The sequence below is a fragment of the Nocardioides sp. URHA0020 genome (assembly GCF_000620705.1).
Classification (GTDB): Bacteria; Actinomycetota; Actinomycetes; order Propionibacteriales; family Nocardioidaceae; genus Nocardioides.
Genome location: NZ_KK211166.1, coordinates 724953 through 747805, shown reverse-complemented (window position 1 = coordinate 747805; position 22853 = coordinate 724953). Strand labels below are relative to the sequence as shown.

The window sequence follows — 22853 nt, the reverse complement described above, 5'->3', positions numbered from 1 at the left end:
CGCATGTCCCGCAAGCTCCACCTCGCTCTCCACCCGTACGGCGTCGGCGGCCCCGGCCAGCACGGCCTGTGGAAGGACCCGCGTGTCGCCAAGGACGCGAGCATCGACATCAACTACTACATCCAGCAGGCGCAGGCTGCCGAGCACGCCCTCTTCGACGCGCTCTTCATCGTCGACAGCCAGTTCATCAACTCGACCTACCCCGCGCACTACCTCAACCGCCTGGAGCCGCTGACCCTGCTCTCGGCGGTGGCCACGCACACCCGCCACGTCGGACTGGTGGGCACGGCGAGCTCGACGTACAACTCGCCCTTCAACCTGGCCCGCCGCTTCGCCTCGCTCGACCTGATCAGCGGCGGGCGGGCCGGGTGGAACGTCGTCACCAGCTTCGACACCGGCACCTCGCGCAACTACGGGCTGGACGAGCACGCCGACTACGCGACCCGCTACGGGCGGGCGCTGGAGTTCGTCGAGGTCGCGCGTGGGCTGTGGGACTCCTACGAGGACGACGCCTTCCCGGCCGACGTGGCCGCCAACACCTTCCTCGACCCGACGAAGCTGCACGAGCTCAACCACGTCGGCGAGCACTTCAAGGTCGCGGGTCCGCTCAACGTCTCGCGCTCCCCGCAGGGCCAGCCGGTGATCTTCCAGGCGGGCGTCTCGGAGGAGGGTCGCGACCTCGCTGCCCGGGTGGCGGAGGGGATCTACGCGCCCGGCGGCTCGTTGGCGGCGGCGCAGGAGTACTACGCGGACATCAAGCGGCGTACGGCGTCGTACGGTCGCAACCCCGACCACATCAAGGTCTTCATCCATGGTGGACCGGTCGTCGCGCCGACGGACGAGGCGGCCCAGCGACGCGAGCGCGAGATCGCCGCCGAGGACAACGACCTCGACCGGCACCTGGCGCTGCTCGGTCGCTCCTTCGGCGCCTACGACTTCAGCCAGCACGACCTCGACGCGCCGTTCCCGGACGTCGCCTCCCTGGCCCAGCGCGGCGGCCGGACCGCCGCGACGAAGATCATCGAGCGGGCCCGCGAGGGCAACCTGACGCTGCGCCAGGTCGCGGAGTCGGCGGCCGAGGTCCGCCAGTCCCCGTTCGTCGGCTCGCCGACGACGGTGGCCGACCGCATCCAGGCCTGGTTCGACGCCGGCACGTTCGACGGCATCAACCTGGCCTTCCGCACCAACGAGGAGCTCGACTACTTCGTCGACTCGGTCGTGCCGATCCTGCAGCAGCGCGGTCTCTTCCGCACCGAGTACGAGGCCGACACGCTGCGCGGCAACCTCGGCCTGCCGATCCCGGTCAACCGCCACACCCAGGAGCGCGAGTACGTCGGCGCCGTGGGCGCCTGAGGAGGGCGTGATGAGCAACGAGAGCACCGAGGAGCCCCGCTTCCGCCTGGGCTTCCTGACCCACGTCCAGGGACGCGGCAGCGACCTGACCACGACGTACCGCAACGCCCAGGAGCTCTTCGTCGTCGCCGAGGAGCTCGGCTTCGACGTCGGGTGGGTCGCCCAGCACCACGTGCCCGACGGCGGCGGCGGCCTCTCGTCACCGTGGACCTTCCTCGCCCACGCGGCGGCGCGGACGACCCGCATCCGGCTCGGCACCGCGATCACGATCCTGCCGCTCGAGGACCCGGTCCGGCTGGCGGAGGACGTCGCCGTGGTCGACACCCTCAGCGGTGGTCGTGTCGAGATCGGCGTCGGCAGCGGTTACAGCGATCTCGAGTACGCCGCCTTCGGTCGCGACCTCGGTCGCAAGCGGGAGCTGACGAGCGAGAACCTCGCCGTGCTGCGCCAGGCACTGGCCGCCGAGGAGGTCGGCACGCCCGGCTTCCGGATCCAGCCCGAGCCCGCCGGCTTCGGCGACCGGATCTGGCAGGGGGTCTTCAGCGGCCCGGGTGCGGCGTACGCGGCCGGCGAGGGCTCCAACCTGCTGCTCAACCGCGCCGCCTACGGCTACGACGCGCCCACCGACGAGGTGCAGCGGCCGTGGGCCGACGAGTTCCTCGGGGCCTGGCAGCGACCGCGTCGGCCCCGGGTGGGGCTCTCCAGGTTCGTGTTCCCGGCCGCGGACCGACGGACGGCGCTCGCGCAGATCGCTGACGACGTCAGTGCCGCTGCGACCCGGATGGCCGCCGCCCGCGGGCTGCCCGGTGTCGTCGACGTCGAGGACGCGCTGCGCCGCTTCCACGCGTTCTACGGACACCCCGACGAGATCGTGGCCGCCCTGCAGCGCGAGCAGGTGCTGCCGGTCGCGACCGACCTGATCACCCAGTTCAACCCCGCCGTCCCCGACCACGACGCCGCGATCCGGGCCCTCGAGCTGATCGCGACCGAGGTGGCACCCGCCCTGGGCTGGCAGCCCGCGACCGAGCGTCAGCTCGCAGGAGTGTGAAGCGATGACCCAGACCACCGAACGCATCGAGCAGGCCGACACCGACTACCACCCGCCCGCCGGGCTGCGCACCCGCGGCACCGTCGTCGTGGTGCCGGGACGAGGAGAGGCCCGCGCGGCGTACCGCCGGTTCGCGACCCGCGTCGCCGCCGACGCCTACCGGGTGCAGGTCGTGGACCCGCCGTCCATCGACCCCGACGACCTCGCCGCGACGCTGGCCGCCCTGGCGAGCGCCCTCGGCGACGCGGTGGAGTCGGCCGCGTCCCTCGACGGGCTGGCGCGACCGCTCGTCGTCGTGGCCTCCGACTCGGGCGCCGCCGCCGTGGCCGCCCTGCTCGCCCGGGGCGACCGGCTCTCGTCGTGGTGGCCCGACGCCGTGGTGCTCGCCGGCCTGCCCGGCCGCGCCGCGGTCGCCGCCGGCTCGGCCTGGGACGACGAGCTCGAGGTGCGCACGTCGTGCGCGGTGCACCGAGGAGTGCTGTCCGAGCACGCCGAGCGGGGCGCGCTCAGCACCCCGCTGCCCGACGCGCTGCTCGACGCGGCGTACGCCGGCTCGCTCGACCTGCCGCAGCTGATCCTCGTCGGCGACGCCGACCCGCTGGCGGACCGCCCGGCGCTCGCCCGGACGGCCGCCGCGCTGTCGCAGGCTCGCCTGTCCGTGGTGCGCGGAGCCCACCACGACGTCCTCAACGACCAGCAGCACCGGTCGGTGGCCGCGGAGGTCGTCACCTTCCTGGAGGCACTGCGCCAGGAGCTCGTGCCCGTGATCGCTGTCGAATCGAGTGCCTGGTGACGACCTATCCTGCCGACGTCCCCACCCAGCTCCCGACCACGTTCGCCACCAACCAGGACCTCGACCCGGCCCAGCTGCGCCAGGCCTTCGGGATCTTCCCGAGCGGCGTCGTCGCGGTCGCCGCGGAGGTGGCCGGCTCGTACGTCGGCCTCGCGGCGAGCTCGTTCACCTCGGTGAGCCTCGACCCGCCGCTGGTCTCCTTCTCCGTGGCCAACACCTCGAAGACCTGGCCGGACCTCAGGCGGGCGTCGCACCTGGGCGTCACCGTGCTGGCCGACCACCACGGATCGGTCGCCCGGCAGCTGGCGGGCCGGGTCGACCAGCGCTTCGACGGCCTCGACCTGACCGTGACCTCGGAGGGCGCGGTCACCCTGGACGAGGGGTTGGCGACCTTCGACACGACGATCTACCGCGAGCTCGAGGCGGGCGACCACACCATCGTGCTGCTGCGGCTGCACGCCGTGCAGCACGTGGACCACTCGCTGCCCCTGGTCTTCCACCGCAGCAAGTTCGGGCTGCAGCGGCCGTCCTGAGGTCGGCCGTGAGGTTGGTCGTGAGGTCGGTCGGGGGATCACGATCGTCGGGCCGCGGCTTGGGGCGCCCGGCCAGACTGGGTCTGTGCCCGCAGCCCACCTCATCACGACGTATGCACCCTCCCGGCCCGAGGCCGTGATCCTCGTGCTGCACGGCGGTGCCTCCCGGGCGGGCCGCACGACGGTGAGCCCGGCCCAGCTGTCGGTGCTGCGGATGGTGCCGGTGGCACGTCGGATCGCGCGGGCCGGACGTGGACGGGTGGCTGTGCTGCGGTTGCTGAACTCCCACCGCGGCTGGGACACCACGACGACGCCGGTCGCCGATGTCGCCTGGGCGCTGGGCGAGGTGCGGGAGCGGTACGGCGACGTCCCCGTCGGCCTGGTCGGGCACTCGCTCGGCGGCCGCGCGGCGCTGCTCGCCGGCGGGCTCGACGGCGTACGCGCCGTCGTCGCGCTCAACCCGTGGGTCTACCCGACGGACCGTGCCGACCTCTCCGGTCGCGCGGTGCTCGTGGTGCACGGCACCGAGGACCGGGTCGCCTCCCCGGATCGCGCCAAGGCCGTCGTCTCCGCCCTCGCGGAGACCACCGACGTCACCTTCCTGCCGATCGAGGGCGGCAAGCACGCGATGCTCAGCCACGGCGGCAGCTTCGAGCGAGCCGCGACCGACTTCGTCCTGTCCTCCGTGCTCGCCCCTGCGGGTTGATCGCTCGGGTGTTGGAGCCCGGTGGTTGAGGTGCCGGTGGTTGAGGTGCGAGGCGCGCTAGCGCCGAGCCTCGAAACCCCCGCAGCGAAGGCAGGGCGATGAGCGCGCTTTCAACCCCGGTGGTTGAGGTGCGAGGGCCGCCAGGCCCGAGCCTCGAAACCCCCGCAGCGAAGACAGGGCAACGAGCATGGCATCCAGGTCCGCTCGGGTCGTTCGCCGACAGGCTGACTACGCGGGTACGGCGAGCGGTGGTTGCGGTCGCCCGCCGACCTACCGGTGGTTGAGGTGCGAGGCGCGCCAGCGCCGAGCCTCGAAACCACCACCCAGAGACACCTCGTCCGCGTGGTTAGAACGCTGATGGATGACCCTCCACAGACGCTCGATCCCGGTGTGGATGAGCCCCTCGGATCGTGACCTCTTCGTGACCCAGAACCCTGTGGAAACAGGGGTTCTGAGCCTCTCACTGTCGGTGGTCAGTGCTTGGCTAGAACCATGACCACGATCGCCACCCCACGACACCAGGTGGCCAAGGCGATCGCGCACGCCCACCATGATCTCGACCAGGTCGTCGACGCTGCGATGTGGTCCATGGACACTTCCGAGACGGCCACTGCGCTCATCGACATCACCCGGCTCGAAGCCCGCGTCGTCGAGCTGAAGACCCGGGTCGCTGCGCACGCCGACGAGGTGGAGGTCGGCACCGACGTGGGAGCCACGAGCACCGCGAACTGGCTGGCGCACCAGACCAGGCAGACTCGTCCGGCAGCGGCACGCACGGTCCAGCTCGGCCATGACCTCGCCATCTACGACCGGGTCCGGTCAGCGCTCGCATGCGGTGACCTGCGTCTTGAGCAGGCGGACGTGATCATCCGGTCGATCACGGCGCTCCCTGACGGTCTGGACCCGGGGCTGCTGATCAAGGCCGAGGAGCACCTCGTCACCGCCGCGGAAGAGCACGACGCGAAGCGCCTCACCATCCTCGGACGCCGACTCCTCGAGGTCATCGCACCCGACCTCGCCGACCAGCACGAGTCCGACCTCCTCGAACGAGAAGAAGCCAAAGCAACACAAGCCTGCCGGCTCACGATGAGCGACGACGGGCACGGCAAGGTCCACGGACGCTTCACCCTCCCGGCCCTGCAGGCAGCAGAGCTGAAGAAGATGCTCCTCGCGCTCGCCGCACCCAAACACCTCGCCGCCACCCACGGACCCGGCGTCGAACGCAGACCCGGACCCGAGCGGATGGGCCGAGCGTTCGCCGAGCTCATCGAAAGGATCAGCGCCAAGGACCTGCCCCAGGTTGGCGGCAGGGACGCGACCATCGTGGTCACCATCGGCCTTGACACCCTCCTCGGCCGGCTCGAGAACGCCGGAGTGCTCGACACCGGAGAACGCATCAGCCCAGCCGCAGCCCGCCGGCTCGCGTGCACAGCCAAGATCATCCCCGTCGTCCTCGGCGCCGACTCGCAAGTCCTCGACGTCGGCAGAGCCAGACGGTTCTTCACCAAGGCCCAGCTCACAGCCATCAGCCTCCGCGACAGTGGCTGCGTCACCGAGGGCTGCGACTGGCCACCGTGGATGTGCCACGCCCACCACTGGACCAGATGGACCGACGGCGGCCCTTCCGACCTCCACAACGCCGGACTCCTCTGCCCGAGACACCACGCCCGAGCACACGACCCGACCTACGAGATGGCAAAGCACCACAACGGCAAGGTCACCTTCACCCGACGCCAATAGGCCGACAAGGCCGACAACGTGCGCGCACGTTGCCCTGCCTACGCTGCGGGGGTTTCGAGACGGCGCTGGCGCGCCTCCTCAACCACCGGGGCGCGGGGTTTCGAGACGGCGCTGGCGCGCCTCCTCAACCATCGGGGATGCGGGGGTTTGGAGGCGGTGCTGGCGCGCCTCCTCAACCACCGGGCGTGCCGGGGTTTGGAGGCGGTGCTGGCGCGCCTCCTCAACCACCGGGGCCGACCGCCCGCGAGACGGCGCTGGCGCGCCTCCTCAACCACCGGGGCCGACCGCCCTCGAGACGGCGCTGGTGCGCCTCCTCAACCATCGGGGGGTGACCGTCCACGAGACGGCGCTGGCGCGCCTCCTCAACCACCGGACGCGACCGCCCTCGAGGCGGCGTTGGCGCGCCTCCTCAACCACTGAGGCGGCGGTGGGCCGTCCACCTTCAGGAGGCCGGGCACCCCGGCGCAGGTCCAGCCCGAGCCCCGGGGCGCCGGACGCGCGGGCGCGGACGGCTAGGAGTGCTTGACCCGTCGGCGGAGCTGCCAGATCCGGAGCAGGCCGGCGGCGGCGGTGAGCAGGATGCCGGAGACGGTCGCGATGAGCAGGGCGACCGCGAGCGGGGTGGTGCCCTCCCAGGCGAGGAAGGAGACCCGCACGGTCTGGGTGTTCTGCGCGATGAAAACGATCAGCAGCAGGAGCAGCAGACCCAGCAGGACGACGCCGACGAAGGCGCCGCTGGTGCGCGATCGCCGGAGCGGGTCCTTCGTCTCACGCGGAGGCGGTCCCGGCGTGGTGGGTGGCGTCGGGTCCACCGGCGTCGGATCGATCGGCGTCGGGTCGGTCGGAGTCGGGGTGGGGTCGGCCATGTGGAGGGGGTACCCCCTCGGGGACCGGCGTACGCCGGACGCCGTCAGCGGCCGGAGACGGCCTTGGCGACGAGCTCGGAGAGGGCCTCCGGCGAGCGGGCGTCGAGGAGGTCGGCGACGAACGAGTACTTCACGCAGGCGGTCGCGATCTTCTGCAGCAGCGCGAGGTAGCCCGCGGAGTCGCCGCCGGGGGAGGCGAGCAGCAGGACCAGGCGGACCGGCTCCGCGCCGGCCGAGAAGGCCACCGGCTCGGGCAGGCGGGCGACGGCGACCGACTGGGTGGCGACCGCGTGGCTGCGGGCGTGCGGCATCGCGATGCCGCCGGGGAGCACGGTCGAGCCGAGCGCCTCGCGGGCGAGCGCCGCGTCGACGAAGACGTCGACGTCACTGACGCGGCCGTCGTCGTGCAGCAGTGCGGCGAGCGAGCGGATGACCGAAGCGGCGTCGGCGCCCAGGTCCTGGTCGAGGCTGGCGATGGTCGGCGTGGTGACCGGCGAGGTGTCGTTCATGGCAGCCCGAGCCTAAGGCACGCGTGTTTCAGGCCCGAGTCCGCCGGGGGGCCCGGCGCTCGTAGGCGTCGTTGAAGGAGCGCATGCCCTGGATCAGCTCGCGCGCCGGGTCGGCCCCCATCTCGGCGAGCACCGACCGCAGCAGGTCGGCGTGGATGGCGGAGTCGTGCTGGTAGAGGCGTCGCCCCTCGTCGGTGGGACGCACCGGCTTGCTGGGGCCGTCGGGCACCGAGAACCGCTCGAGCAGACCGGCGCGTACGGCGGCGTTGACCTGCCGGTTGATCGTCGACAGTTCGAGGTCGAGCTCGTCCGCGAGCTCGCGGAGCGTCCGCGGCGAGTCGTCGGACAGGATCCACAGCAGCTTGAACGCCGACATGTCGAGCTCGGTCCCGTCGACGTTCACGTGCCGCCGGCGGCCGAGGCGCATCAGCTCGTCGGCGAGCGCCGACAGCAGGGTGGGCTCCACCGTGGTTGTCCCGACCTTGCCAGCCATGTCGCTCCTCGCCGCCGTACCTCTCGGTGTGACCGACGATACCCGCGATGTGCAAGTTACATATGTAAGATGCACGGGTCTCCGGAGGACCGGAGCCGCTCGAAGCTGGAGGATCTGTGACCGACACCGTGAAGACCGCGAACGACGTGGAGCCGCTCGTCGTCCAGGAGCGCTCCTCGGCGCTGTTGACGGTGATCTTCCTGTGCTTCAGCGGCATGAGCGTCGCGCTGATGCAGACGCTCGTCATCCCGATCCAGACCGAGCTGCCCCAGCTCCTGAACACCTCCGCCGCCAACGCGTCCTGGGTCGTCACGATCACGCTGCTCGGCGCCGCGGTCGCGATGCCGATCGCCGGACGCCTGGGCGACCTCTTCGGCAAGCAGCGGGTGCTCGTCGGCAGCTCGCTGCTGATGCTGGCCGGCTCGCTCGTCTGCGCGCTGTCCGACTCGCTGGTCCCGGTCCTCGCGGGCCGCGGGCTGCAGGGCCTGGCGATGGGTTTCATCCCCGTCGGCATCAGCCTGATGCGCGAGGTCGTCCCGCCGGCCATGGCCACGACCGCGGTCGCCGCGATGAGCGCGACGCTCGGTGTGGGCGGCGCGATCGGGCTGCCGCTGTCGGCGTGGATCGTCCAGACCGGCGACTGGCACGCGCTCTTCTGGGTGGCCACCGGACTCGCCGTCCTGGTCGGGCTCGGCTCCGTCTTCATCGTGCCGCACGTGCACGACGGCCACGAGGGCACCTTCGACTTCGGCGGCGCGGTCGGTCTCGCGGTCGGCCTGGTCGCCCTGCTCGTCGGCATCACGAAGGGCAACACCTGGGGCTGGACCTCCGGGCGCACGATCGCCAGCATCGCCCTCGGCATCGTCGTGCTGCTGGCGTGGGGCTGGTTCGAGCTGCGCCGCAGCGAGCCGCTGTGCGACCTGCGGGTGACCGCCCGCAGGCCGGTGCTGCTCACCAACATCGCCGCCATCGCCATCGGGTTCGGGATGATGGCCCAGGCGATCGTCTTCCCGCAGCTGCTCCAGCTGCCCGCGGAGACCGGCTTCGGGCTAGACCAGACCCTGCTGGCGGCCGGGCTCTGGATGGCGCCCGGTGGCCTGATGATGCTGGCGTTCGCGCCGGTCGCGAGCTGGCTGATGCGCACGTTCGGCGCGAAGTACGCCCTCGCACTCGGCGCCGCGGTCCTCGGCTCCGGCTACCTGCTCTCCTTCTTCCTGATGAGCGCCCCCTGGCAGGTCCTGGTCGCGTCGCTGGTCTGCTCCGCGGGAGTCGGCATCGGGTACGCCGCGATGCCGACCCTGATCATGGACGCCGTGCCGATGACCGAGGCCGGGTCCGCGGTCGGCATCAACTCGCTGATGCGCTCGATCGGCACGACGGTCGCGGCGGCGGTGATGGCGGTGATCCTGACCGGCCAGACGTCCCTGATCGGCGGCTTCGAGATCCCGACCGAGGGCGCGTTCAAGATCTGCTTCCTGGTGGCCACGTTCGCAGCGTTCCTCGGTGCCGCGGTCGCCCTGACGATCCCGAGGTCGGAGCGTCCCTCCGCCTGAGCGCCTCACGCTGAGGCGTCGCACCCGCCAGGACGAGTGACCCGCGTGGGTCATGCGCCCGGCGGGGGTCGAGCGCATCGTGGGACCGGTTGATCCATCGATCCCGGAGGTCTCGTCATGCGGTTGCAGCGGAGTGCTCTCTACGGCGTCGCGGTGGCGTCGCTCGTGCTCACCGGCGGCCTGAGTGCCGCCGGGAGCGCGGCCTCCGCGGCACCACCGGACCGTGACCGCGGTGGTCCCGGGACCTGGACCAAGATCTCGACCGGCGGCAGCGGTACGACGTACCACTCGAGCCTCTACCGCACGCCCAACGGCGTCCTGCACGTCGTCTACCCGAAGGGCGTGGGCAGCGCCCAGCAGCTCGGGCACACCGCGATCCGGGCCAACGGCACGGTGGCCAGCAGGCAGGACGTGCTCGCGGGGCCGTGGTCGGTCGTGGACTCCACCCCGGCCGTGATCGGGGGACCCGGCGGTGGGCTGCGCGTGGTGTTCGGTGGACAGCGCACCACCGGTGCGGGCTACTGGTCCGATGGGCGGATGTACACCGCGACCTCGTCCGCGACCGGGGCCTCGTGGGCGCTGCCGACGGCAGCGGTGGGGCAGAGCCACGAGGCGTACGGCAGCTACGGCACCGCGGCGACCACGCTGGCGGACGGCACGCCGATCGCGGCGTACCCGCTCAACTCGACGATCACCTGGCACGTCGGCACGGGTGAGGGCGATCCCGACCAGTCCTTCGAGGTCGCGGGCTGCTGCGTCTACAACCTGGCGATGGTGCGTGACGGCAGCAAGGTGTGGCTGGGCTGGTACGCCAACGGCGGCTCGGCCAGCACCAACGGGACCTTCGTGCGGCAGATCCATCCGTCGCTCGGTCCGATCCGCAAGGCTCCTGCGTCGAGTCGCGGCGCCGACTCGCTCGCGACCGGCCGCGTCGCGCTCGCGGCTCGCGTCGGTGGCGGCGTCTACGCGGCGTACTGCGTCGGCTACCCCACGTGCAGCTACGTCCGGCTGTGGAAGGTGGGCACGAGCCGGGTCCTCAACGTGACGGCCAGCCGGTACGCCACCGCCATCGCGCTGAGCGCCGGTCCCGCCGGCCGGCTGTGGACGGCCTGGGCCGACAACATCCCGCGGGTCCGGGCCATGCGCACCAGCCGCAGCGCGCTGCTGCAGGGTCCGTGGCGCACCCTGGGGATGCCGCGCGGGAGCGCCGCCGTCCACGACCTGTCGCTCGAGGGCAGCACCGGGCGCGGTGACGTCGTCATCCAGGTCGGCAACGGCTTCTGGCACAGCCAGGTGCTCGCCGGCCTGACGCTGGCGGCCAGCCCGGCGAGGTGGCGTCACGGCGTGCGCAGGACGGTGACCTTCACGGTCCGCGACGCCGGCGAGGCCGTGTCCGGGGCCCGGGTCCGGGTCGGTGCCCGGCACTGCACGACCGGGTCCCGCGGGAAGTGCGTCATCACGTTCCGCAGGTCGGTCCACGCCGGGCGCCTGGTGGCGACGGCGGTCCGCTCCGGCTATGCCAGCGCTCGGGTTACCCTGCGCGTGCGCTGACGGCGCGGGCGGAGCTCAGCGGCCCCCGAACATCTCCATCCAGGCGTCGGCCTCCGGGGTCATCCGGTCGTGCTGCTGCGCGACCCGGCACCACCTCGTGACCGCACGGAGGAACGTCGCCGGGTTGTAGATGTCCTCCTCGCACGACCAGAGACCGTCGCCGGCGTACGTCAGGATCGTGATGTTGCTGGCGCCGTGGTCCTGCCCGTCGCCGGGGTCGTGCAGCTGGTTGTAGACGTCGCAGACGATGCGGCCGCGCTCCTCGTCGACCAGGTGCCACGTGATCGGGAAGTGCGGCATCTCGCGACCCGGGAAGGCCGTCATGGTGCTGGTGATCCAGTCGCGGATCGCCTCGCGCCCGCTGAAGCTGCCGTAGGCGTGCTCGACGTACGTCGCGTCCGCGGTGAAGAGGTCCGCGAACCTCGCCCAGTCGCCGGACCCGGCGATCCGGTCGACCTCGGCCTGGTAGTCCCGGAAGGCGGACTCGAGCTCCTCGCGGGAGTAAGCGCTCATGTCCAGGGACTGTAGGGGCCTGCCGCCGAAAGTGGAACCTGTTCTAATACCGGGACCAGGACAACGAGCGCCGCGACGCGGGTCGCCCGCTCACCGATCGGCTCCGGAGGACGTCCATGACCGCCGTACGACACCGCGCACTCACGATGGTCCAGCCCGGCGAGCCGTGGGTGGAGGTCTCGCGCGAGGCCGCGCCGCTCGGGTCGGGGGAGGTGCGGGTCGAGGTGCGTGGGGTCGGGGTGAACTACCACGACTACGCCAACGCGCTCGGGTTCATCCCCGGTCCGCTGCCTCGGGTGCCCATGACCGACGGCGCCGGCGTCATCACCGAGACCGGGCCCGGCGTCGAGGGTTGGGCGGTCGGGGACCGGGTGATCGGCAGCTTCTACCCCCGCTGGCAGGCCGGCCCCATCGACGAGGACCTCGTCACCGAGGTGCCGGGCGACACCGGCGACGGGTGGTTGCAGGAGCAGCGGATCTGCCGGGCCGACGAGCTGGTGCCCACGCCGCCGCACCTGGACGACGTCGAGGCCGCGAGCCTGCCCTGCGCGGGAACGACGGCGTGGAGCGCGCTCGAGCTCGCCGGCATCGGGCCGGGCAGCGTGGTGGTGGCGATGGGTACCGGCGGTGTGTCGCTCTTCGTGCTGCAGCTCGCCAAGGCCCGCGGCGCTCGGGTCATCGTGCTGAGCTCGTCGGACGACAAGCTCGCGATCGCCGGGAGACTCGGCGCCGACGAGATGGTCAACTACAACACCCACCCCGACTGGCACCTGAGCGTCCGCGAGCTGACCGGGGACGTCGGCGCCGACCTCGTGGTCGACGTCGCCGGCGAGCAGACGCTCCCGACATCGATCCGCGCCGTGCGGTACGGCGGGACCGTGGCGGTCGTCGGTGTCGTCAGCGGCATGGGCTCGGCGGAGCTGCCGATCACGCACGTGATGCTGCGCAACATCCGGGTCGCGGGGGTGACCGTCGGCAGCGTCGCCGACCACCGGGCGATGGCTGCGGCCGTCGCCGACGCGCGGATCCACCCGCACCTGAGCCACACCTTTGACTGGCGCGAGGCCGAGGACGCCATCGCGCTGGTCGCCGCCGCCGGTCACGTCGGCAAGGTCGGGCTCGTCGTACCCCCGTCCGGCTGACCCTCCGACCGGGAGCGGCCTACTGCAGCCCGGTGCGCACCGAGGTGATCCGCTGGGTGTTGAAGCCGAGCCAGTGCATCCGGCCGACGTACCGCGCGTGCTCGATCTTCAGGCACCGGTCGACGACCACCGTGACGCCGCCGTCCTCGGCGATCCGGTTGCCCTCGTCGTTGATGACGCCGAACTGGCACCACAGGGCCGAGGCGCCGATCGCGACGGTGTCGCGGGCGATCTCCGGCAGGGCGTCCGGCGCGCGGAAGACGTTGACGATGTCGATCGGCTCCGGCACGTCGCGCAGGGTCGGGTACGACGTCTCGCCGAGGATCTCGGTCTCGCGCGGGTTGACCGGGATCACCCGGTAGCCGTGCCGCTTGAGGTAGTAGGCGACGAAGTAGCTGGCGCGGAGCTCGTTGCCGGAGAGTCCGACCACGGCGATGGTCCTGGCGCCGTGCAGCACCCGCTGGATCGTCAGGGGGTCCTGGTAGCGGGCGAGGTCGGTCGTCACGCGATCACCTTCCCGACGCGGGCGAGGGCGGTGTCGAGGTCCCAGATCAGGTCCGCGACCGACTCGGTGCCGACGGAGAGCCGCACCGTGCCGGGCCCGACACCGGCGGCGCTGAGTTCCTCGTCGCTGAGCTGGCGGTGCGTCGTGCTGGCCGGATGGATGACGAGGCTCTTCGCGTCGCCGACGTTGGCCAGGTGCGACCACAGCGTGAGCCCGGTGATCAGGCCGGTGCCGCCCGCCCTCCCGCCGGCACAGTCAAAGGAGAAGACCGCGCCCGGCCCGGCCGGCAGGTACTTCTCGACCAGCGTCCGGTAGCGGCTGCTCGGCAGGCCGGCGTACGTGACCCTCGACGCCAGCTCGTGCGACTCGAGGAACGTCGCGACCTCGAGCGCGTTGCTGACGTGGCGGTCCATCCGCAGCGACAGCGTCTCGAGTCCCTGCAGCAGCAGGAACGCGTTGAACGGCGAGAGCGCAGCGCCGAGGTCGCGCAGCGTCTCGGCGCGCAGCTTCATCAGGTAGCCGTAGGTGCCGAAGGTCTCGTGGAACTTCAGCCCGTGGTAGGCCGGCGACGGCTCGGCGATCACCGGGTAGCGGCCGTTGGACCAGTCGAAGGTGCCCGCCTCGACCACGACGCCACCGATGCTCGTGCCGTGGCCGCCGATGAACTTCGTCGCCGAGTGGACGACGATGTCGGCGCCCCACTCGATCGGCCGGCAGAGGTACGGCGTCGCGAACGTGTTGTCGACGATGAGCGGCAGGTCGTGCTCGTGCGCGATGGTGGCGACGACCTCGATGTCGAGCACGTTGCCGGCGGGGTTGCCGATCGTCTCGGCGAAGAACGCCTTCGTCGTCGGGCGCACGGCGGCCCGCCATCCCTCCGGGTCGTCGGGGTCGACCCAGGTGAGCTCGACGTTCATCTTGCGCAGCAGGTGCTTGAGCTGGTTGACCGTCCCGCCGTACAGCGCCTGCGACGAGACGAGGTGGTCGCCGGGCTCGAGCAGCGTGAAGAGCGCGGCCGCCTGGGCCGCGATGCCGCTGGCGAAGGCCACCGCACCGGCGCCGCCCTCGAGGTTGGCCACCCGCTCCTCGAGCACCGCGACCGTGGGGTTCATGATCCGGGAGTAGGTGTTGCCGTACTCCTGGAGGTTGAAGTACGCCGCCGCCGACTCGGGGTCCTCGAAGACGTAGCTCGTCGTCTGGAAGATCGGCACCGCGCGGGCGCCGGTGTTGGGGTCCGGACGCTGCCCGGCGTGCAGCTGCCGGGTCTCGAAGCCGAAGTCGTGGTCGTCCTCGACCCGGGGCTCGCTCATGTGCCAACTCTCAGGAAGTCGCGGATCAGGGGAGTCTGTCGGGCTTCCTCGAGCAGGAAGCAGTCATGACCGTACGGCGCGTCGATGACCTGCAGGTCGACGGGCTTGCCCAGGGCCTGCAGGGCGTCGTGGATCTCGTGCGACCCGGCCGGCGGGTAGAGCCAGTCGGAGCTGAAGGCGATCAGCAGCGTCCGCGCGGTCACCTCGGAGAGGGCCCGCTCGAGCGAGCCCTCGCCGTACTGGCGGGCCAGGTCGAAGTACGACAGGGCCCGGGAGAGGTAGAGGTAGGTGTTGGCGTCGAAGCGGCGTACGAACGAGTCCGCCTGGTGGCGCAGGTAGTTCTCGACCTCGAACTCCGGCTCGGTGATCGTGTAGCGCAGGTCGTCGGAGAACTGCAGGCGCCGGTGGAACTTCTCCTCGAGCGCCGGCGCCGAGAGATAGGTGATGTGCCCGACCATGCGGGCGACGCCCATCCCGGCGTCGGGCCGGCGACCGGTGCCGTAGTAGCGGCCGCCCTGCCAGTCGGGGTCGGCCCGGATCGCCTCGCGCGCGATCGCGTTCCAGGCGACGCCCTGCGGGTGCAGGGCGTGGGTGCTGGCGATGACGACGATCGAGTCGACCTGGTCGGGATGGGACACCGCCCACTCGAGCGCCTGCATCCCGCCGAGCGACCCGCCGGCGACGGCGGCCAGCCGCTCGATCCCGAGGACGTCGAGGAAGGCCCGCTCGACGCGCACCATGTCGGCCACGGTGATGACCGGGAAGTCCGCGCCGTACGCCGCGCCGGTGGCCGGGTCGGTCGACGAGGGCCCGGTGGTGCCGCTGCAGCCGCCGAGCAGGTTGGTCGAGACCACGTAGTAGTGGTCGGTGTCGAAGGCCTTGCCGGGACCGATCATCCCGTCCCACCAGCCCAAGCCGGACGGCGCCGACCCGTCACGGTCCTCGGCGACGAAGCCGTCGCGGGTGCTCGCCTCGACCCGGGTGGCGCTGGTCCCGGCGGCGTGGGCGTCGCCGCTGAGCGCGTGGCAGACGAGGATCACGTTGTCGCGCGCCGCCGAGAGCTCGCCGTACGTCTCGTAGGCGACGCGCACCCCCTCGAGGGTGCGACCGCAGTCGAGCTGGACCGGCCCCGGGAGGTCGAGGTGCCGGGTCCGGACCACCCCCACGGATCCCGCACGCGTCTCGACCGTTGACATGCTGGCGATGCTAGACCTGTACCTGCTTTCATTGTCCATAAGTCCGCTAGACAAAATCGACTGCAGAGAGGTGTGGCGACATGACCACCACCGAGAGCCCCGTCGCCGACAACGGCGTCAACGTCCAGGCACTGCTCGACGCGCGCGAGGTGCTCAAGGGCGCCCCCGAGGCCGCGCAGTTCACCTGGCGCGCGACGTCGCAGTGGCAGAACGGCGTGCACACCCAGGTCAAGGTCCAGCCCTTCTTCGGCCTCGGGGAGGAGCAGAGCCACGCGGCCGAGCACGTCTTCGACGCCGACCACCCGGCGGTCTTCGCCGCGGAGGACAACGGCATCACCCCGATCGAGTACCTCCTGGTCGGGCTGTCCAGCTGCCTGAGCGCCGGCGTCGCGTCGGTCGCGCAGAACCGCGGCATCCAGCTGCGCTCGGTCGAGGCGTCGGTCGAGGGCAACCACGACATCCGCGGCATCCTCGGCGCCGACAGCGACGTCCGCAACGGCTTCAACGACATCAAGGTGACCTTCAAGATTGACGCGGACGCGTCGCAGCAGGAGATCGAGGCGCTGGTGGCGCAGTCGCAGAAGCGCTCGGCGGTCTTCGACGCGCTCACCAACCCGACTGATGTGACCGTCGAGGTTGTCTGAGGTCACCAGCACCGTCGTCATCGGCGCCGGCCATGCGGGGCTGGCGGCGAGCCACTTCCTCACCGAGCGCTCGATCGACCACGTCGTCGTCGAGCGCGGCGAGGTCGCGAACTCGTGGCGCCGCGAGCGGTGGGAGTCCCTGCGGCTGCTCACCCCGAACTGGCTGAGCCGACTGCCGGGGCACGCGTACTCCGGAGCCGACCCCGACGGCTACATGTCGGCCACCGAGGTGGGCGACTTCATCGCGGACTTCGCGGTCGGGTCACAGGCCCCGGTCCGCACCGGCGTCACGGTGACCTCGGTACGCCGTACCGAGGCCGGCTACGACGTCGCCACGGACCAGGGCGCGATCCGCGCGGGATCCGTGGTGCTCGCGACCGGTGCCTGCAACCGACCGTCGGTGCCCGGCCTGGCGGCCGGCCTGCCCGCCTCGGTCGAGCAGGTCACGGCGTTCGACTACCGCAGCCCCGACCGGCTCGCCGAGGGCGGCGTGCTGGTCGTGGGCGCGTCCGCGACCGGCGTCCAGCTCGCCTCCGAGATCCGGCGCTCGGGGCGGCCGGTCACCTTGTCGGTGGGCGAGCACACCCGGATGCCGCGCACCTACCAAGGCCGCGACGTGCTCTGGTGGATGGAGGAGTCGGGCATCTGGGGCCAGAGGTACGACGAGGTCGACGACCTCGTCCGGGCCCGCAGGCTGCCCTCGCCCCAGCTCGTCGGCACCCCCGAGCGCGCGACCCTCGACCTCAACGCGCTCACCGACCTGGGCGTCGACCTCGTCGGTCGCTGGTCGGCGCTCCGCGACGGCACCGCACTCTTCTCCGGCGGGCTGCGCAACGTCTTCGCGCTCGCGGACCTCAAGCAGCAGCGCCTGCTCGACGGCTTCGACGCGTGGGCGGCGGACGGCGCCACGGGCGAGCGGCCGGAGCCGACCCGGGCCCCGGCCACCAGCCGCCTGCAGCTCGACCTCACCAGCGGGGAGATCGGCACCGTCGTCTGGGCGACCGGCTACCGACCCGACTACTCCTGGCTCGACGTGCCCGTCGTCGACGGCAAGGGCCAGCTGCGCCACGACGGCGGAGTCGTGGACAGCCCGGGGCTCTACGCGCTGGGACTGCCGGTGCTGCGGCGCCGCAAGTCGACCTTCATCCACGGCATCGAGGACGACGCCCGTGAGGTGGTGGATCACCTCGCCGGCTGGCTGGGTCGGTCATGACTGCTCCTCCGGGACCGCCCACCTCGGGATGATGAAGAGGCCCTCGGCCTCGACGGTGGGGCCCTCGGCGTCGCCGATCGAGGCCACCACCCAGACCTTGCGACCCTCCTCGCGGTCGATGCGCGCGTCGAGGCGCACCGGGCCGAGGGGAGTGCCCCGGCGGTAGACCAGCGTGAGCGTCCCGGTGAAGGTGATCCGGGTGAAGGCGGCCGCGGCGGTCTCGCCCATCAGGTGGTCGAGCAGCAGTGCGGTCACGCCGCCGTGGACGAGTCCCGGGGGTCCTTCGTAGGCCGCGCCGAGGTCGGCCGAGGCGTGGGAGAGCCCGGAGCGCACGTGGGTGATCTCCAGCGGCGGCGCGATGGCGTTGCGCAGGCCGACCGCGGCGTTGCCCCAGTTCCACCCGCGACCCTCGGAGTTGAACCGCACCCCGGCCGGTCCGGGCAGCTGCTCCTTGCGCAGCCGCGCCACCACCGCCTCGACCTCGGCGAGCGCCAGGCCGGCCTCCTCGGGCGAGACCGTGGTCCGGATCGTGGCGTCGACGAGCTCGCGCACCGCGGCCGTCAGCGGCGCGTACGCCGCCTCGATGCGGTCCACCTCGTGGTTGGGGATCTCGTCGTGCACGAACCCGCCGAAGTCGCTCACGGGGTGCTCCTGTCGGTGAGGTGGTGGGTGAGGACGTCGACCAGCAGCGCCCGCTCGCGGCGGCTGTCGATCTCGCGGACCAGGATCATCTGGTCGAGCGCGAGGCCGCGCAGCGCCGCGAACATCAGGTCGCCGAGGTCGGGCCGGCCGGGGAGAGGAGCGCCCCCAGGCGGTGGAGCCGGTGCCCACCTCGGCGAGGCGGTACGACGCCTCCGTCCGTCGTCGTGCGCCAGAGCATAGAGGCTCGATGCCTCGGTCCGGTCGGCTTCGCGGTCGGCTGCGCGGTCAGGGGCCCGGTCGGCTGCGGTCGGCTTCCCAGTCGGCTCCCAGTCGGCCCCAAGGACACCGCGGCACGGTGGTGCCTGCCGGGAACACCCCGGCACCACCCACCACGGGCCACCACCCCCGGCCCGCCGACCCAGGAGAACAGCCATGATCGACACCACCCTCGTCGCCTTCGGATACGCCTTCGTCGTGTTCGCGGCCCTCGTCGCCAGCGCGGCGGTCGCCGCCGTCGTCGTCGCCCTGCGCGACTCCGGGCGCACGACGACCGCCCACGACCTCGTCACCGTCGCCGGCCCGGCCGAGCGCGAGCTCAGTCGCGCGGCGTGATCGGGCCCCCGTGCGGGGACCGCCGGTGCCGGGCATCTCCAGCCGGGGATCCCGAGTGCGGGAATCCCCGGTTCACCGGGGATTGCCGCACTTCTCGGGCGTTGCAACGGCCGAGAAGTGACGGGAGAGGCCGAGAAGTACCACCTCGAGAGCCCCTCTCCGCGACCGCGGAGGAGGGGCTCTCGTGCACGGTGGCTGAATTTTCACCCCTTTGGGTGGTGAGTCCCGGTGGCTGACACCCGGGGCTCCTCGGGAGGATCGGACCATGCCCGGGGCCCCTGTGCGGCTGGCCATCGCCAGTCCCGACAACGCCGTCACGCAGGGGCTCCGCCGGATGCTCTCGGAGCAGGCGCACCGGGTCGTCGTGGTCGACGAGACGGCCAAGGCGGTCGACGTCGTGCTGTACGACGCCGACGGGGAGAGCGAGGACGCCGAGACGGTGCTGCGTCGTACCGGCGCCGTCGGGTGGGTGCCGCTCCGGCTCGGCGTCGAGCAGCTCGTGTCGCTGGTCGAGTCGGCGGCCGCGGGTCGGCAGGCGGGTCCCGGCCACCCCCTCGGGCTGAGCTCCCGCGAGGTGCAGATGCTGGTCCTGATCGGGCAGGGCCTGACCAACCAGGAGATCGCCGACCGGGTCTACGTCAGCATCAACTCGGTGAAGACCTACGTGCGCTCGGCGTACCGCAAGATCGGCGTCACCAGCCGCGCCCAGGCGGCCGTGTGGTGGCACCGGCACGGCACCGGCTGGCGTTGAACGGCGTTCAACAGCGCCCGGAGTGCACGGTGACCATCCGGTAGTCCTTCTCGGGCCCGATCGCGTCCCAGGTCGCCGTCCACGTCAGCGCCGGCCCCGCGTCGACCTCGATGAGGCCGCGGTAGTGGTCCGGCGCGCACGGGTGGTCGACCTGCCGACCGACCGTCCAGGGGTGGAAGGGCCGGCCGTCCTCGAACTGCACCCACCAGTCGTCCTCGCGTACGACGTACAGGGTGCGGCTGACCGGCACCGCGTGGCCGGGCCAGGTCATCGTGCCGCTCTCGGTCCAGCGCACCCGGTCGGGCGACACCGCGGTGAGCTCGGCGGTGCCGACCACGTCGTGTCGCTCGCCCGCTCTGTGGTCGTCGACCACCCGGGTCAGGGCCCAGGTGCCGAGCAGGTCGGTCGGGAGCAACGACTCAGCGCAGGGCCATCGAGCCGGACAACGTCGGCTGCCAGGCGAGCTCGGCGTCGGCGGCAGCGCGCTTGTCGAGGGCGGCGGCGACGTCGTCGGGCCAGTCCGCGGTGCGCCGGCTGGCCATGTCGATGTGGAGGAAGATCTCCTCCATCACGTAGCTGACCTTCTGGTGGCTGTCGTCGAGGAGGTAGGCGACGACGTGGGCGGCGCGCGCCGAGCGGCCCACCAGCCGGACCCGCACCGAGATGCGGTCGCCGGTGCGCAGCTCGGAGAGGTACGTCATGTGGTGCTCGGCGGTGAAGACGCCGTGCCCGGCGACCGTCGGCCAGTTCTGGGCGATGCCGACCTCGAGCAGCGACTCGTCGAGGCCCTCGCTCGCGATGCCGACGTAGTGCCGGATGTTGAGGTGGCCGTTGATGTCCTCGAACGCCGTCGGCACGGCCTGCGGTGCGTAGGAGGGCAGGGCGACGAGCTCGTCGTACGACGGGTAAGCAGTGGTCACAACCGCGACGGTACTGGCCCGCGGCATCCGCCCGGACGTCGGCCCACGACCCGGGGCGCCGTGACAGAGCGCGGCCGGGTCCGGCACTCGCGCGTCAGCAGGTGAGGGTCACGCCGGGCGTCGCCAGGACCGGGCGTACGCCGGGGGCGAGGTCCGCGAGCGCCGAGACGAACCGGTCCCCGGGCGTGACGAAGAGCCGCTGGTGGTTGGCCCGGGCGAGCCGGCGCAGCCCGATCGGCCAGAACGTGCCCCAGTGGACGGGCACCGCGACGTCGGCGCCGACCCGCGCGACCGCGGCTGCGCCGGCCACCGGGTCCATGTGCCCGTCCTCGAGCGTCGGCCCCCAGCCGCCCACGGGGATGAGGGCCAGGTCGACCCGGCCCACGTCGTACATGTCCTCGCGCAGCTCGGTGTCGCCGGGGAACCAGAGGGAGCGGCCGGCGGCGTCCACCCGGAAGCCGAGGGGCGGGCCGGTGACCTTCGTGTGCGGGCCACGACCGCCGTCGTGGGTGGCGGCGAGCACGCGGATCGTCGTACCGCCGACCTCGAGCACGTCACTCGGATCCGCCGGCAGCACCCGCTCGGCGCCCAGGCGCCGGAGCAGCGACTCGCCGCCGCGTGGCACCACGATCGGGACGTCGCGGCCGAACCGTCGCAGCGAGGGCAGGTGCAGGTGGTCGTGGTGCAGGTGCGAGATCAGGACGACGTCCGCCTCGGTCGCCTCGTCCGTCGGGTGGGCGGCGTAGCGGCGCAGGTGGAAGAGCCGGTCGCTGAGCAGCGGGTCGACCGCGACCCGGGCCCCGCCGAGCGTGACGGTCGCCGATGCGTGGCCCCACCAGGTGAGGGCGAGGTCGCTGGTCAAGCGCGCACCCGCTGGGACGCCCAGTGCACCAGGGGGGCGAGCAGCGCGACCGCGTCGTCACCGGCGGGCGTGAGCGAGTACTCGACATGAGGGGGTACGACGGGCAGCGCCTCGCGCCGCACCAGCCCATCGGCCTCGAGGGTCTGCAGGCTCTGGATCAGCATCTTCTCGCTGACCCCGGCGATCTCGCGCTTGAGCTCGCTCCAGCGCAGCGTCCGACCGTCGAGCGCGAGCAGCACCAGCACGCCCCACTTGCTGGTGACGTGCTCGACCAGCGCGCGGGTGTCCGGACAGGCGGTGTCGAGCTGGAGCTCGCGGGCGGCACTCATGGGGCCAGGGTACTCACCTGGAGGTGGGTACCCCACTTTGAAGTGGGTACCCCCGATCGGGAAGGCGTGGCCCGGTGGGGTCGTTCCAGTGGACGTCCGCACCACCCCTGAACTGTGAGGTTGTCATGTCGTACGTCGTCACCGGAGCCACCGGCCAGCTGGGCCGTCTCGTCGTCGAGTCGTTGCTGGAGCGCGGGGTCGACCCGGCCGAGATCGTCGCGACCGGTCGCTCGGTGGAGAGGCTGTCGGACCTCGCCGAGCGCGGCGTCCGGGTCGAGACGCTCGACTTCGACGACGTCCCCGAGTCGGCGCCGTGGCTCGCCGCCGGCGACGTCGTCCTGCTCGTGTCCGGCAGCGAGGTCGGCCAGCGCGTGCCGCAGCACACCGCGGTGGTGGAGCTGGCCAAGCGCTCCGGTGCCGCGCGCATCGTCTACACGAGTGCGCCGGCCGCCGACGACACCACGCTGGTGCTCGCGCCCGAGCACGCCGCGACCGAGCGGGTGATCCGCGACAGCGGCCTGCCGTTCACGTTCCTGCGCAACGGCTGGTACACCGAGAACTACGTCCCGACCGTCGACCAGGCGCGCGCCACGGGCGTGGTCGCGGGCAGCGCCGGGGACGGCCGGATCGCGAGTGCGCCGCGAGCGGACTTCGCCGACGCGGCAGCGGTCGTGCTCAGCACCGACGGCCACGACAACGCGGTCTACGAGCTCTCCGGCGACGTGGCGTGGAGCTTCGACGAGCTCGCCGCAGTGCTCACCGACGTGCTCGGCCGCGAGGTCGCCTACCAGCGGCTCACGCCGGCGGAGCACCACGCGGCGCTGGTCGGTGCGGGCCTCGACGAGGGGACCGCCGGCTTCGTCGTGGCGCTCGACCAGAACGCGGCCGAGGGCGTGCTCGGCGTGACCACCGGTCACCTCTCCCAGCTGATCGGTCGCCCCACCGTCCCGCTCGCGGAGACCGTCGGCTCCTGGAGCTGAGTCCGTGCGGGTGGTTTCGAGGCTCAGGCGCCAGGGCGCCTTCGCACCTCAACCACCGACCACGGTGGTTGAGGTGCGAGCGGAGCGAG

27 protein-coding genes are annotated in these 22853 nt (G+C 72.1%); 14 read left to right on the top strand and 13 right to left on the bottom strand.

The features are described from left to right. Nucleotides 1–3: 3 nt before the first annotated feature. From N542_RS0108145 to N542_RS26520, 6 genes are all read left to right on the top strand, one after another. Nucleotides 4–1353, top strand: a complete 1350-nt coding sequence (locus N542_RS0108145) for an LLM class flavin-dependent oxidoreductase (protein WP_028643505.1) — start codon at nucleotides 4–6, stop codon at nucleotides 1351–1353. A gap of 10 nt (nucleotides 1354–1363) precedes the next feature. Beyond that, nucleotides 1364–2401 (top strand): LLM class flavin-dependent oxidoreductase, encoded by a 1038-nt coding sequence (locus N542_RS0108140; RefSeq protein WP_028643504.1) that lies wholly within the window; start codon nucleotides 1364–1366, stop codon nucleotides 2399–2401. 4 nt (nucleotides 2402–2405) lie between these two features. Beyond that, nucleotides 2406–3194, top strand: coding sequence for an alpha/beta hydrolase (locus tag N542_RS0108135; RefSeq protein ID WP_036506700.1), 789 nt, complete (start codon nucleotides 2406–2408; stop codon nucleotides 3192–3194). Continuing rightward, nucleotides 3191–3727 (top strand): flavin reductase family protein, encoded by a 537-nt coding sequence (locus tag N542_RS23935; RefSeq protein ID WP_036506697.1) that lies wholly within the window; start codon nucleotides 3191–3193, stop codon nucleotides 3725–3727. Before N542_RS0108135 ends, N542_RS23935 begins: the two co-directional genes overlap by 4 nt. 85 nt (nucleotides 3728–3812) lie before the next feature. Then, the gene (locus N542_RS23930) at nucleotides 3813–4433 is read left to right on the top strand and encodes an alpha/beta hydrolase (protein ID WP_036506694.1); all 621 of its coding nucleotides are present in this window, start codon (nucleotides 3813–3815) and stop codon (nucleotides 4431–4433) included. Between the two features lie 492 nt (nucleotides 4434–4925). Then, complete coding sequence (locus N542_RS26520; protein WP_028643502.1) at nucleotides 4926–6173, top strand: HNH endonuclease signature motif containing protein; 1248 nt, start codon at nucleotides 4926–4928, stop codon at nucleotides 6171–6173. Nucleotides 6174–6685: 512 nt separating this feature from the next. Here the strand turns inward: N542_RS26520 and N542_RS0108115 are convergent. The 3 genes from N542_RS0108115 to N542_RS23920 are packed head-to-tail and all read right to left on the bottom strand — an operon-like array spanning nucleotide 6686 to nucleotide 8041. Next, the gene (locus tag N542_RS0108115; protein WP_028643501.1) at nucleotides 6686–7039 is read right to left on the bottom strand and encodes a LapA family protein; all 354 of its coding nucleotides are present in this window, start codon (nucleotides 7037–7039) and stop codon (nucleotides 6686–6688) included. A 44-nt stretch (nucleotides 7040–7083) separates the two neighbouring features. Continuing rightward, complete coding sequence (locus N542_RS0108110; RefSeq protein ID WP_028643500.1) at nucleotides 7084–7548, bottom strand: PTS sugar transporter subunit IIA; 465 nt, start codon at nucleotides 7546–7548, stop codon at nucleotides 7084–7086. A 28-nt stretch (nucleotides 7549–7576) separates the two neighbouring features. Continuing rightward, the gene (locus tag N542_RS23920) at nucleotides 7577–8041 is read right to left on the bottom strand and encodes a MarR family winged helix-turn-helix transcriptional regulator (RefSeq protein WP_051551498.1); all 465 of its coding nucleotides are present in this window, start codon (nucleotides 8039–8041) and stop codon (nucleotides 7577–7579) included. Between the two features lie 116 nt (nucleotides 8042–8157). Here N542_RS23920 and N542_RS23915 point away from each other — a divergent pair, with 116 nt between their 5' ends. Beyond that, the gene (locus N542_RS23915; RefSeq protein ID WP_051551497.1) at nucleotides 8158–9594 is read left to right on the top strand and encodes an MFS transporter; all 1437 of its coding nucleotides are present in this window, start codon (nucleotides 8158–8160) and stop codon (nucleotides 9592–9594) included. Between the two features lie 117 nt (nucleotides 9595–9711). Further along, nucleotides 9712–11145 (top strand): hypothetical protein, encoded by a 1434-nt coding sequence (locus N542_RS0108095; RefSeq protein ID WP_028643499.1) that lies wholly within the window; start codon nucleotides 9712–9714, stop codon nucleotides 11143–11145. A 15-nt stretch (nucleotides 11146–11160) separates the two neighbouring features. Here the strand turns inward: N542_RS0108095 and N542_RS0108090 are convergent, their stop codons facing one another. Continuing rightward, complete coding sequence (locus N542_RS0108090; RefSeq protein WP_036506691.1) at nucleotides 11161–11658, bottom strand: nuclear transport factor 2 family protein; 498 nt, start codon at nucleotides 11656–11658, stop codon at nucleotides 11161–11163. Between the two features lie 116 nt (nucleotides 11659–11774). On the opposite strand from N542_RS0108090, the gene N542_RS23910 reads away from it, so the two are divergent. Beyond that, nucleotides 11775–12800 (top strand): zinc-dependent alcohol dehydrogenase family protein, encoded by a 1026-nt coding sequence (locus tag N542_RS23910; protein ID WP_051551496.1) that lies wholly within the window; start codon nucleotides 11775–11777, stop codon nucleotides 12798–12800. Between the two features lie 19 nt (nucleotides 12801–12819). On the opposite strand, the gene N542_RS0108080 is transcribed toward N542_RS23910, so the two are convergent. Genes N542_RS0108080 through metX form a run of 3 tightly spaced genes read right to left on the bottom strand, consistent with a single transcriptional unit; the run spans nucleotide 12820 to nucleotide 15811 of the window. Next, a complete protein-coding gene (locus tag N542_RS0108080) occupies nucleotides 12820–13305 on the bottom strand; it encodes a CoA-binding protein (protein WP_081795062.1) in 486 nt (161 codons plus the stop codon). Then, the gene (locus tag N542_RS0108075; RefSeq protein ID WP_028643496.1) at nucleotides 13302–14615 is read right to left on the bottom strand and encodes an O-acetylhomoserine aminocarboxypropyltransferase/cysteine synthase family protein; all 1314 of its coding nucleotides are present in this window, start codon (nucleotides 14613–14615) and stop codon (nucleotides 13302–13304) included. The genes N542_RS0108080 and N542_RS0108075 overlap by 4 nt, the downstream gene beginning before the upstream one ends. Continuing rightward, a complete protein-coding gene (gene metX / locus N542_RS0108070) occupies nucleotides 14612–15811 on the bottom strand; it encodes a homoserine O-acetyltransferase MetX (protein WP_028643495.1) in 1200 nt (399 codons plus the stop codon). The genes N542_RS0108075 and metX overlap by 4 nt, the downstream gene beginning before the upstream one ends. An 80-nt stretch (nucleotides 15812–15891) precedes the next feature. Here metX and N542_RS0108065 point away from each other — a divergent pair, with 80 nt between their 5' ends. Then, entirely contained in the window at nucleotides 15892–16455 is a 564-nt protein-coding gene (locus N542_RS0108065; RefSeq protein ID WP_028643494.1) for an OsmC family protein, read from the top strand. After that, nucleotides 16448–17668 (top strand): flavin-containing monooxygenase, encoded by a 1221-nt coding sequence (locus tag N542_RS23905; protein WP_036506688.1) that lies wholly within the window; start codon nucleotides 16448–16450, stop codon nucleotides 17666–17668. The genes N542_RS0108065 and N542_RS23905 overlap by 8 nt, the downstream gene beginning before the upstream one ends. Here the strand turns inward: N542_RS23905 and N542_RS0108055 are convergent. Continuing rightward, nucleotides 17663–18310 carry a PaaI family thioesterase gene (locus tag N542_RS0108055; RefSeq protein ID WP_197025891.1) on the bottom strand — a complete coding sequence of 216 codons (648 nt, stop codon included), beginning with the start codon at nucleotides 18308–18310 and terminating at the stop codon, nucleotides 17663–17665. The genes N542_RS23905 and N542_RS0108055 overlap by 6 nt on opposite strands. Next, nucleotides 18307–18435, bottom strand: coding sequence for a hypothetical protein (locus N542_RS28275; protein ID WP_269319766.1), 129 nt, complete (start codon nucleotides 18433–18435; stop codon nucleotides 18307–18309). Before N542_RS28275 ends, N542_RS0108055 begins: the two co-directional genes overlap by 4 nt. A 307-nt stretch (nucleotides 18436–18742) precedes the next feature. Between N542_RS28275 and N542_RS0108045 the strand changes: the two genes are divergently transcribed. Together N542_RS0108045 and N542_RS26515 are read left to right on the top strand one after the other, a co-directional pair. Continuing rightward, the gene (locus N542_RS0108045) at nucleotides 18743–18922 is read left to right on the top strand and encodes a hypothetical protein (protein ID WP_028643492.1); all 180 of its coding nucleotides are present in this window, start codon (nucleotides 18743–18745) and stop codon (nucleotides 18920–18922) included. Between the two features lie 265 nt (nucleotides 18923–19187). Further along, a complete protein-coding gene (locus tag N542_RS26515) occupies nucleotides 19188–19673 on the top strand; it encodes a response regulator transcription factor (RefSeq protein WP_197025890.1) in 486 nt (161 codons plus the stop codon). 7 nt (nucleotides 19674–19680) lie between these two features. Here N542_RS26515 and N542_RS23895 read toward each other — a convergent pair whose 3' ends face one another. From N542_RS23895 to N542_RS0108020, 4 genes are all read right to left on the bottom strand, one after another. Further along, nucleotides 19681–20088: a DUF6314 family protein gene (locus N542_RS23895; protein WP_051551494.1), complete on the bottom strand. Its 408-nt coding sequence runs from the start codon at nucleotides 20086–20088 to the stop codon at nucleotides 19681–19683. Nucleotides 20089–20092: 4 nt separating this feature from the next. After that, the gene (locus N542_RS0108030) at nucleotides 20093–20593 is read right to left on the bottom strand and encodes a thioesterase family protein (protein ID WP_028643491.1); all 501 of its coding nucleotides are present in this window, start codon (nucleotides 20591–20593) and stop codon (nucleotides 20093–20095) included. Nucleotides 20594–20687: 94 nt separating this feature from the next. After that, nucleotides 20688–21455 carry an MBL fold metallo-hydrolase gene (locus N542_RS0108025; RefSeq protein WP_028643490.1) on the bottom strand — a complete coding sequence of 256 codons (768 nt, stop codon included), beginning with the start codon at nucleotides 21453–21455 and terminating at the stop codon, nucleotides 20688–20690. Further along, on the bottom strand, nucleotides 21452–21784 hold the full coding sequence (locus N542_RS0108020) for a winged helix-turn-helix transcriptional regulator (protein WP_028643489.1): 333 nt from the start codon (nucleotides 21782–21784) through the stop codon (nucleotides 21452–21454). The genes N542_RS0108025 and N542_RS0108020 overlap by 4 nt, the downstream gene beginning before the upstream one ends. Nucleotides 21785–21909: 125 nt before the next feature. On the opposite strand from N542_RS0108020, the gene N542_RS0108015 reads away from it, so the two are divergent. Then, entirely contained in the window at nucleotides 21910–22764 is an 855-nt protein-coding gene (locus tag N542_RS0108015; RefSeq protein ID WP_028643488.1) for an SDR family oxidoreductase, read from the top strand. The last annotated feature ends 89 nt before the right edge of the window (nucleotides 22765–22853 follow it).

What these genes read in the sequence shown, in the direction of transcription:
- N542_RS0108145 (WP_028643505.1), top strand. Translation starts at nt 4, where the DNA reads ATGTCCCGCAAGCTCCACCTCGCTCTCCACCCGTACGGCGTCGGCGGC.
- N542_RS0108140 (WP_028643504.1), top strand. Translation starts at nt 1,364, where the DNA reads ATGAGCAACGAGAGCACCGAGGAGCCCCGCTTCCGCCTGGGCTTCCTG.
- N542_RS0108135 (WP_036506700.1), top strand. Translation starts at nt 2,406, where the DNA reads ATGACCCAGACCACCGAACGCATCGAGCAGGCCGACACCGACTACCAC.
- N542_RS26520 (WP_028643502.1), top strand. Translation starts at nt 4,926, where the DNA reads ATGACCACGATCGCCACCCCACGACACCAGGTGGCCAAGGCGATCGCG.
- N542_RS0108115 (WP_028643501.1), bottom strand. Translation starts at nt 7,039, where the DNA reads ATGGCCGACCCCACCCCGACTCCGACCGACCCGACGCCGATCGATCCG.
- N542_RS0108110 (WP_028643500.1), bottom strand. Translation starts at nt 7,548, where the DNA reads ATGAACGACACCTCGCCGGTCACCACGCCGACCATCGCCAGCCTCGAC.
- N542_RS23920 (WP_051551498.1), bottom strand. Translation starts at nt 8,041, where the DNA reads ATGGCTGGCAAGGTCGGGACAACCACGGTGGAGCCCACCCTGCTGTCG.
- N542_RS0108095 (WP_028643499.1), top strand. Translation starts at nt 9,712, where the DNA reads ATGCGGTTGCAGCGGAGTGCTCTCTACGGCGTCGCGGTGGCGTCGCTC.
- N542_RS0108090 (WP_036506691.1), bottom strand. Translation starts at nt 11,658, where the DNA reads ATGAGCGCTTACTCCCGCGAGGAGCTCGAGTCCGCCTTCCGGGACTAC.
- N542_RS23910 (WP_051551496.1), top strand. Translation starts at nt 11,775, where the DNA reads ATGACCGCCGTACGACACCGCGCACTCACGATGGTCCAGCCCGGCGAG.
- N542_RS0108075 (WP_028643496.1), bottom strand. Translation starts at nt 14,615, where the DNA reads ATGAGCGAGCCCCGGGTCGAGGACGACCACGACTTCGGCTTCGAGACC.
- metX (WP_028643495.1), bottom strand. Translation starts at nt 15,811, where the DNA reads ATGTCAACGGTCGAGACGCGTGCGGGATCCGTGGGGGTGGTCCGGACC.
- N542_RS0108065 (WP_028643494.1), top strand. Translation starts at nt 15,892, where the DNA reads ATGACCACCACCGAGAGCCCCGTCGCCGACAACGGCGTCAACGTCCAG.
- N542_RS28275 (WP_269319766.1), bottom strand. Translation starts at nt 18,435, where the DNA reads ATGTTCGCGGCGCTGCGCGGCCTCGCGCTCGACCAGATGATCCTGGTC.
- N542_RS0108045 (WP_028643492.1), top strand. Translation starts at nt 18,743, where the DNA reads ATGATCGACACCACCCTCGTCGCCTTCGGATACGCCTTCGTCGTGTTC.
- N542_RS26515 (WP_197025890.1), top strand. Translation starts at nt 19,188, where the DNA reads ATGCCCGGGGCCCCTGTGCGGCTGGCCATCGCCAGTCCCGACAACGCC.
- N542_RS0108020 (WP_028643489.1), bottom strand. Translation starts at nt 21,784, where the DNA reads ATGAGTGCCGCCCGCGAGCTCCAGCTCGACACCGCCTGTCCGGACACC.
- N542_RS0108015 (WP_028643488.1), top strand. Translation starts at nt 21,910, where the DNA reads ATGTCGTACGTCGTCACCGGAGCCACCGGCCAGCTGGGCCGTCTCGTC.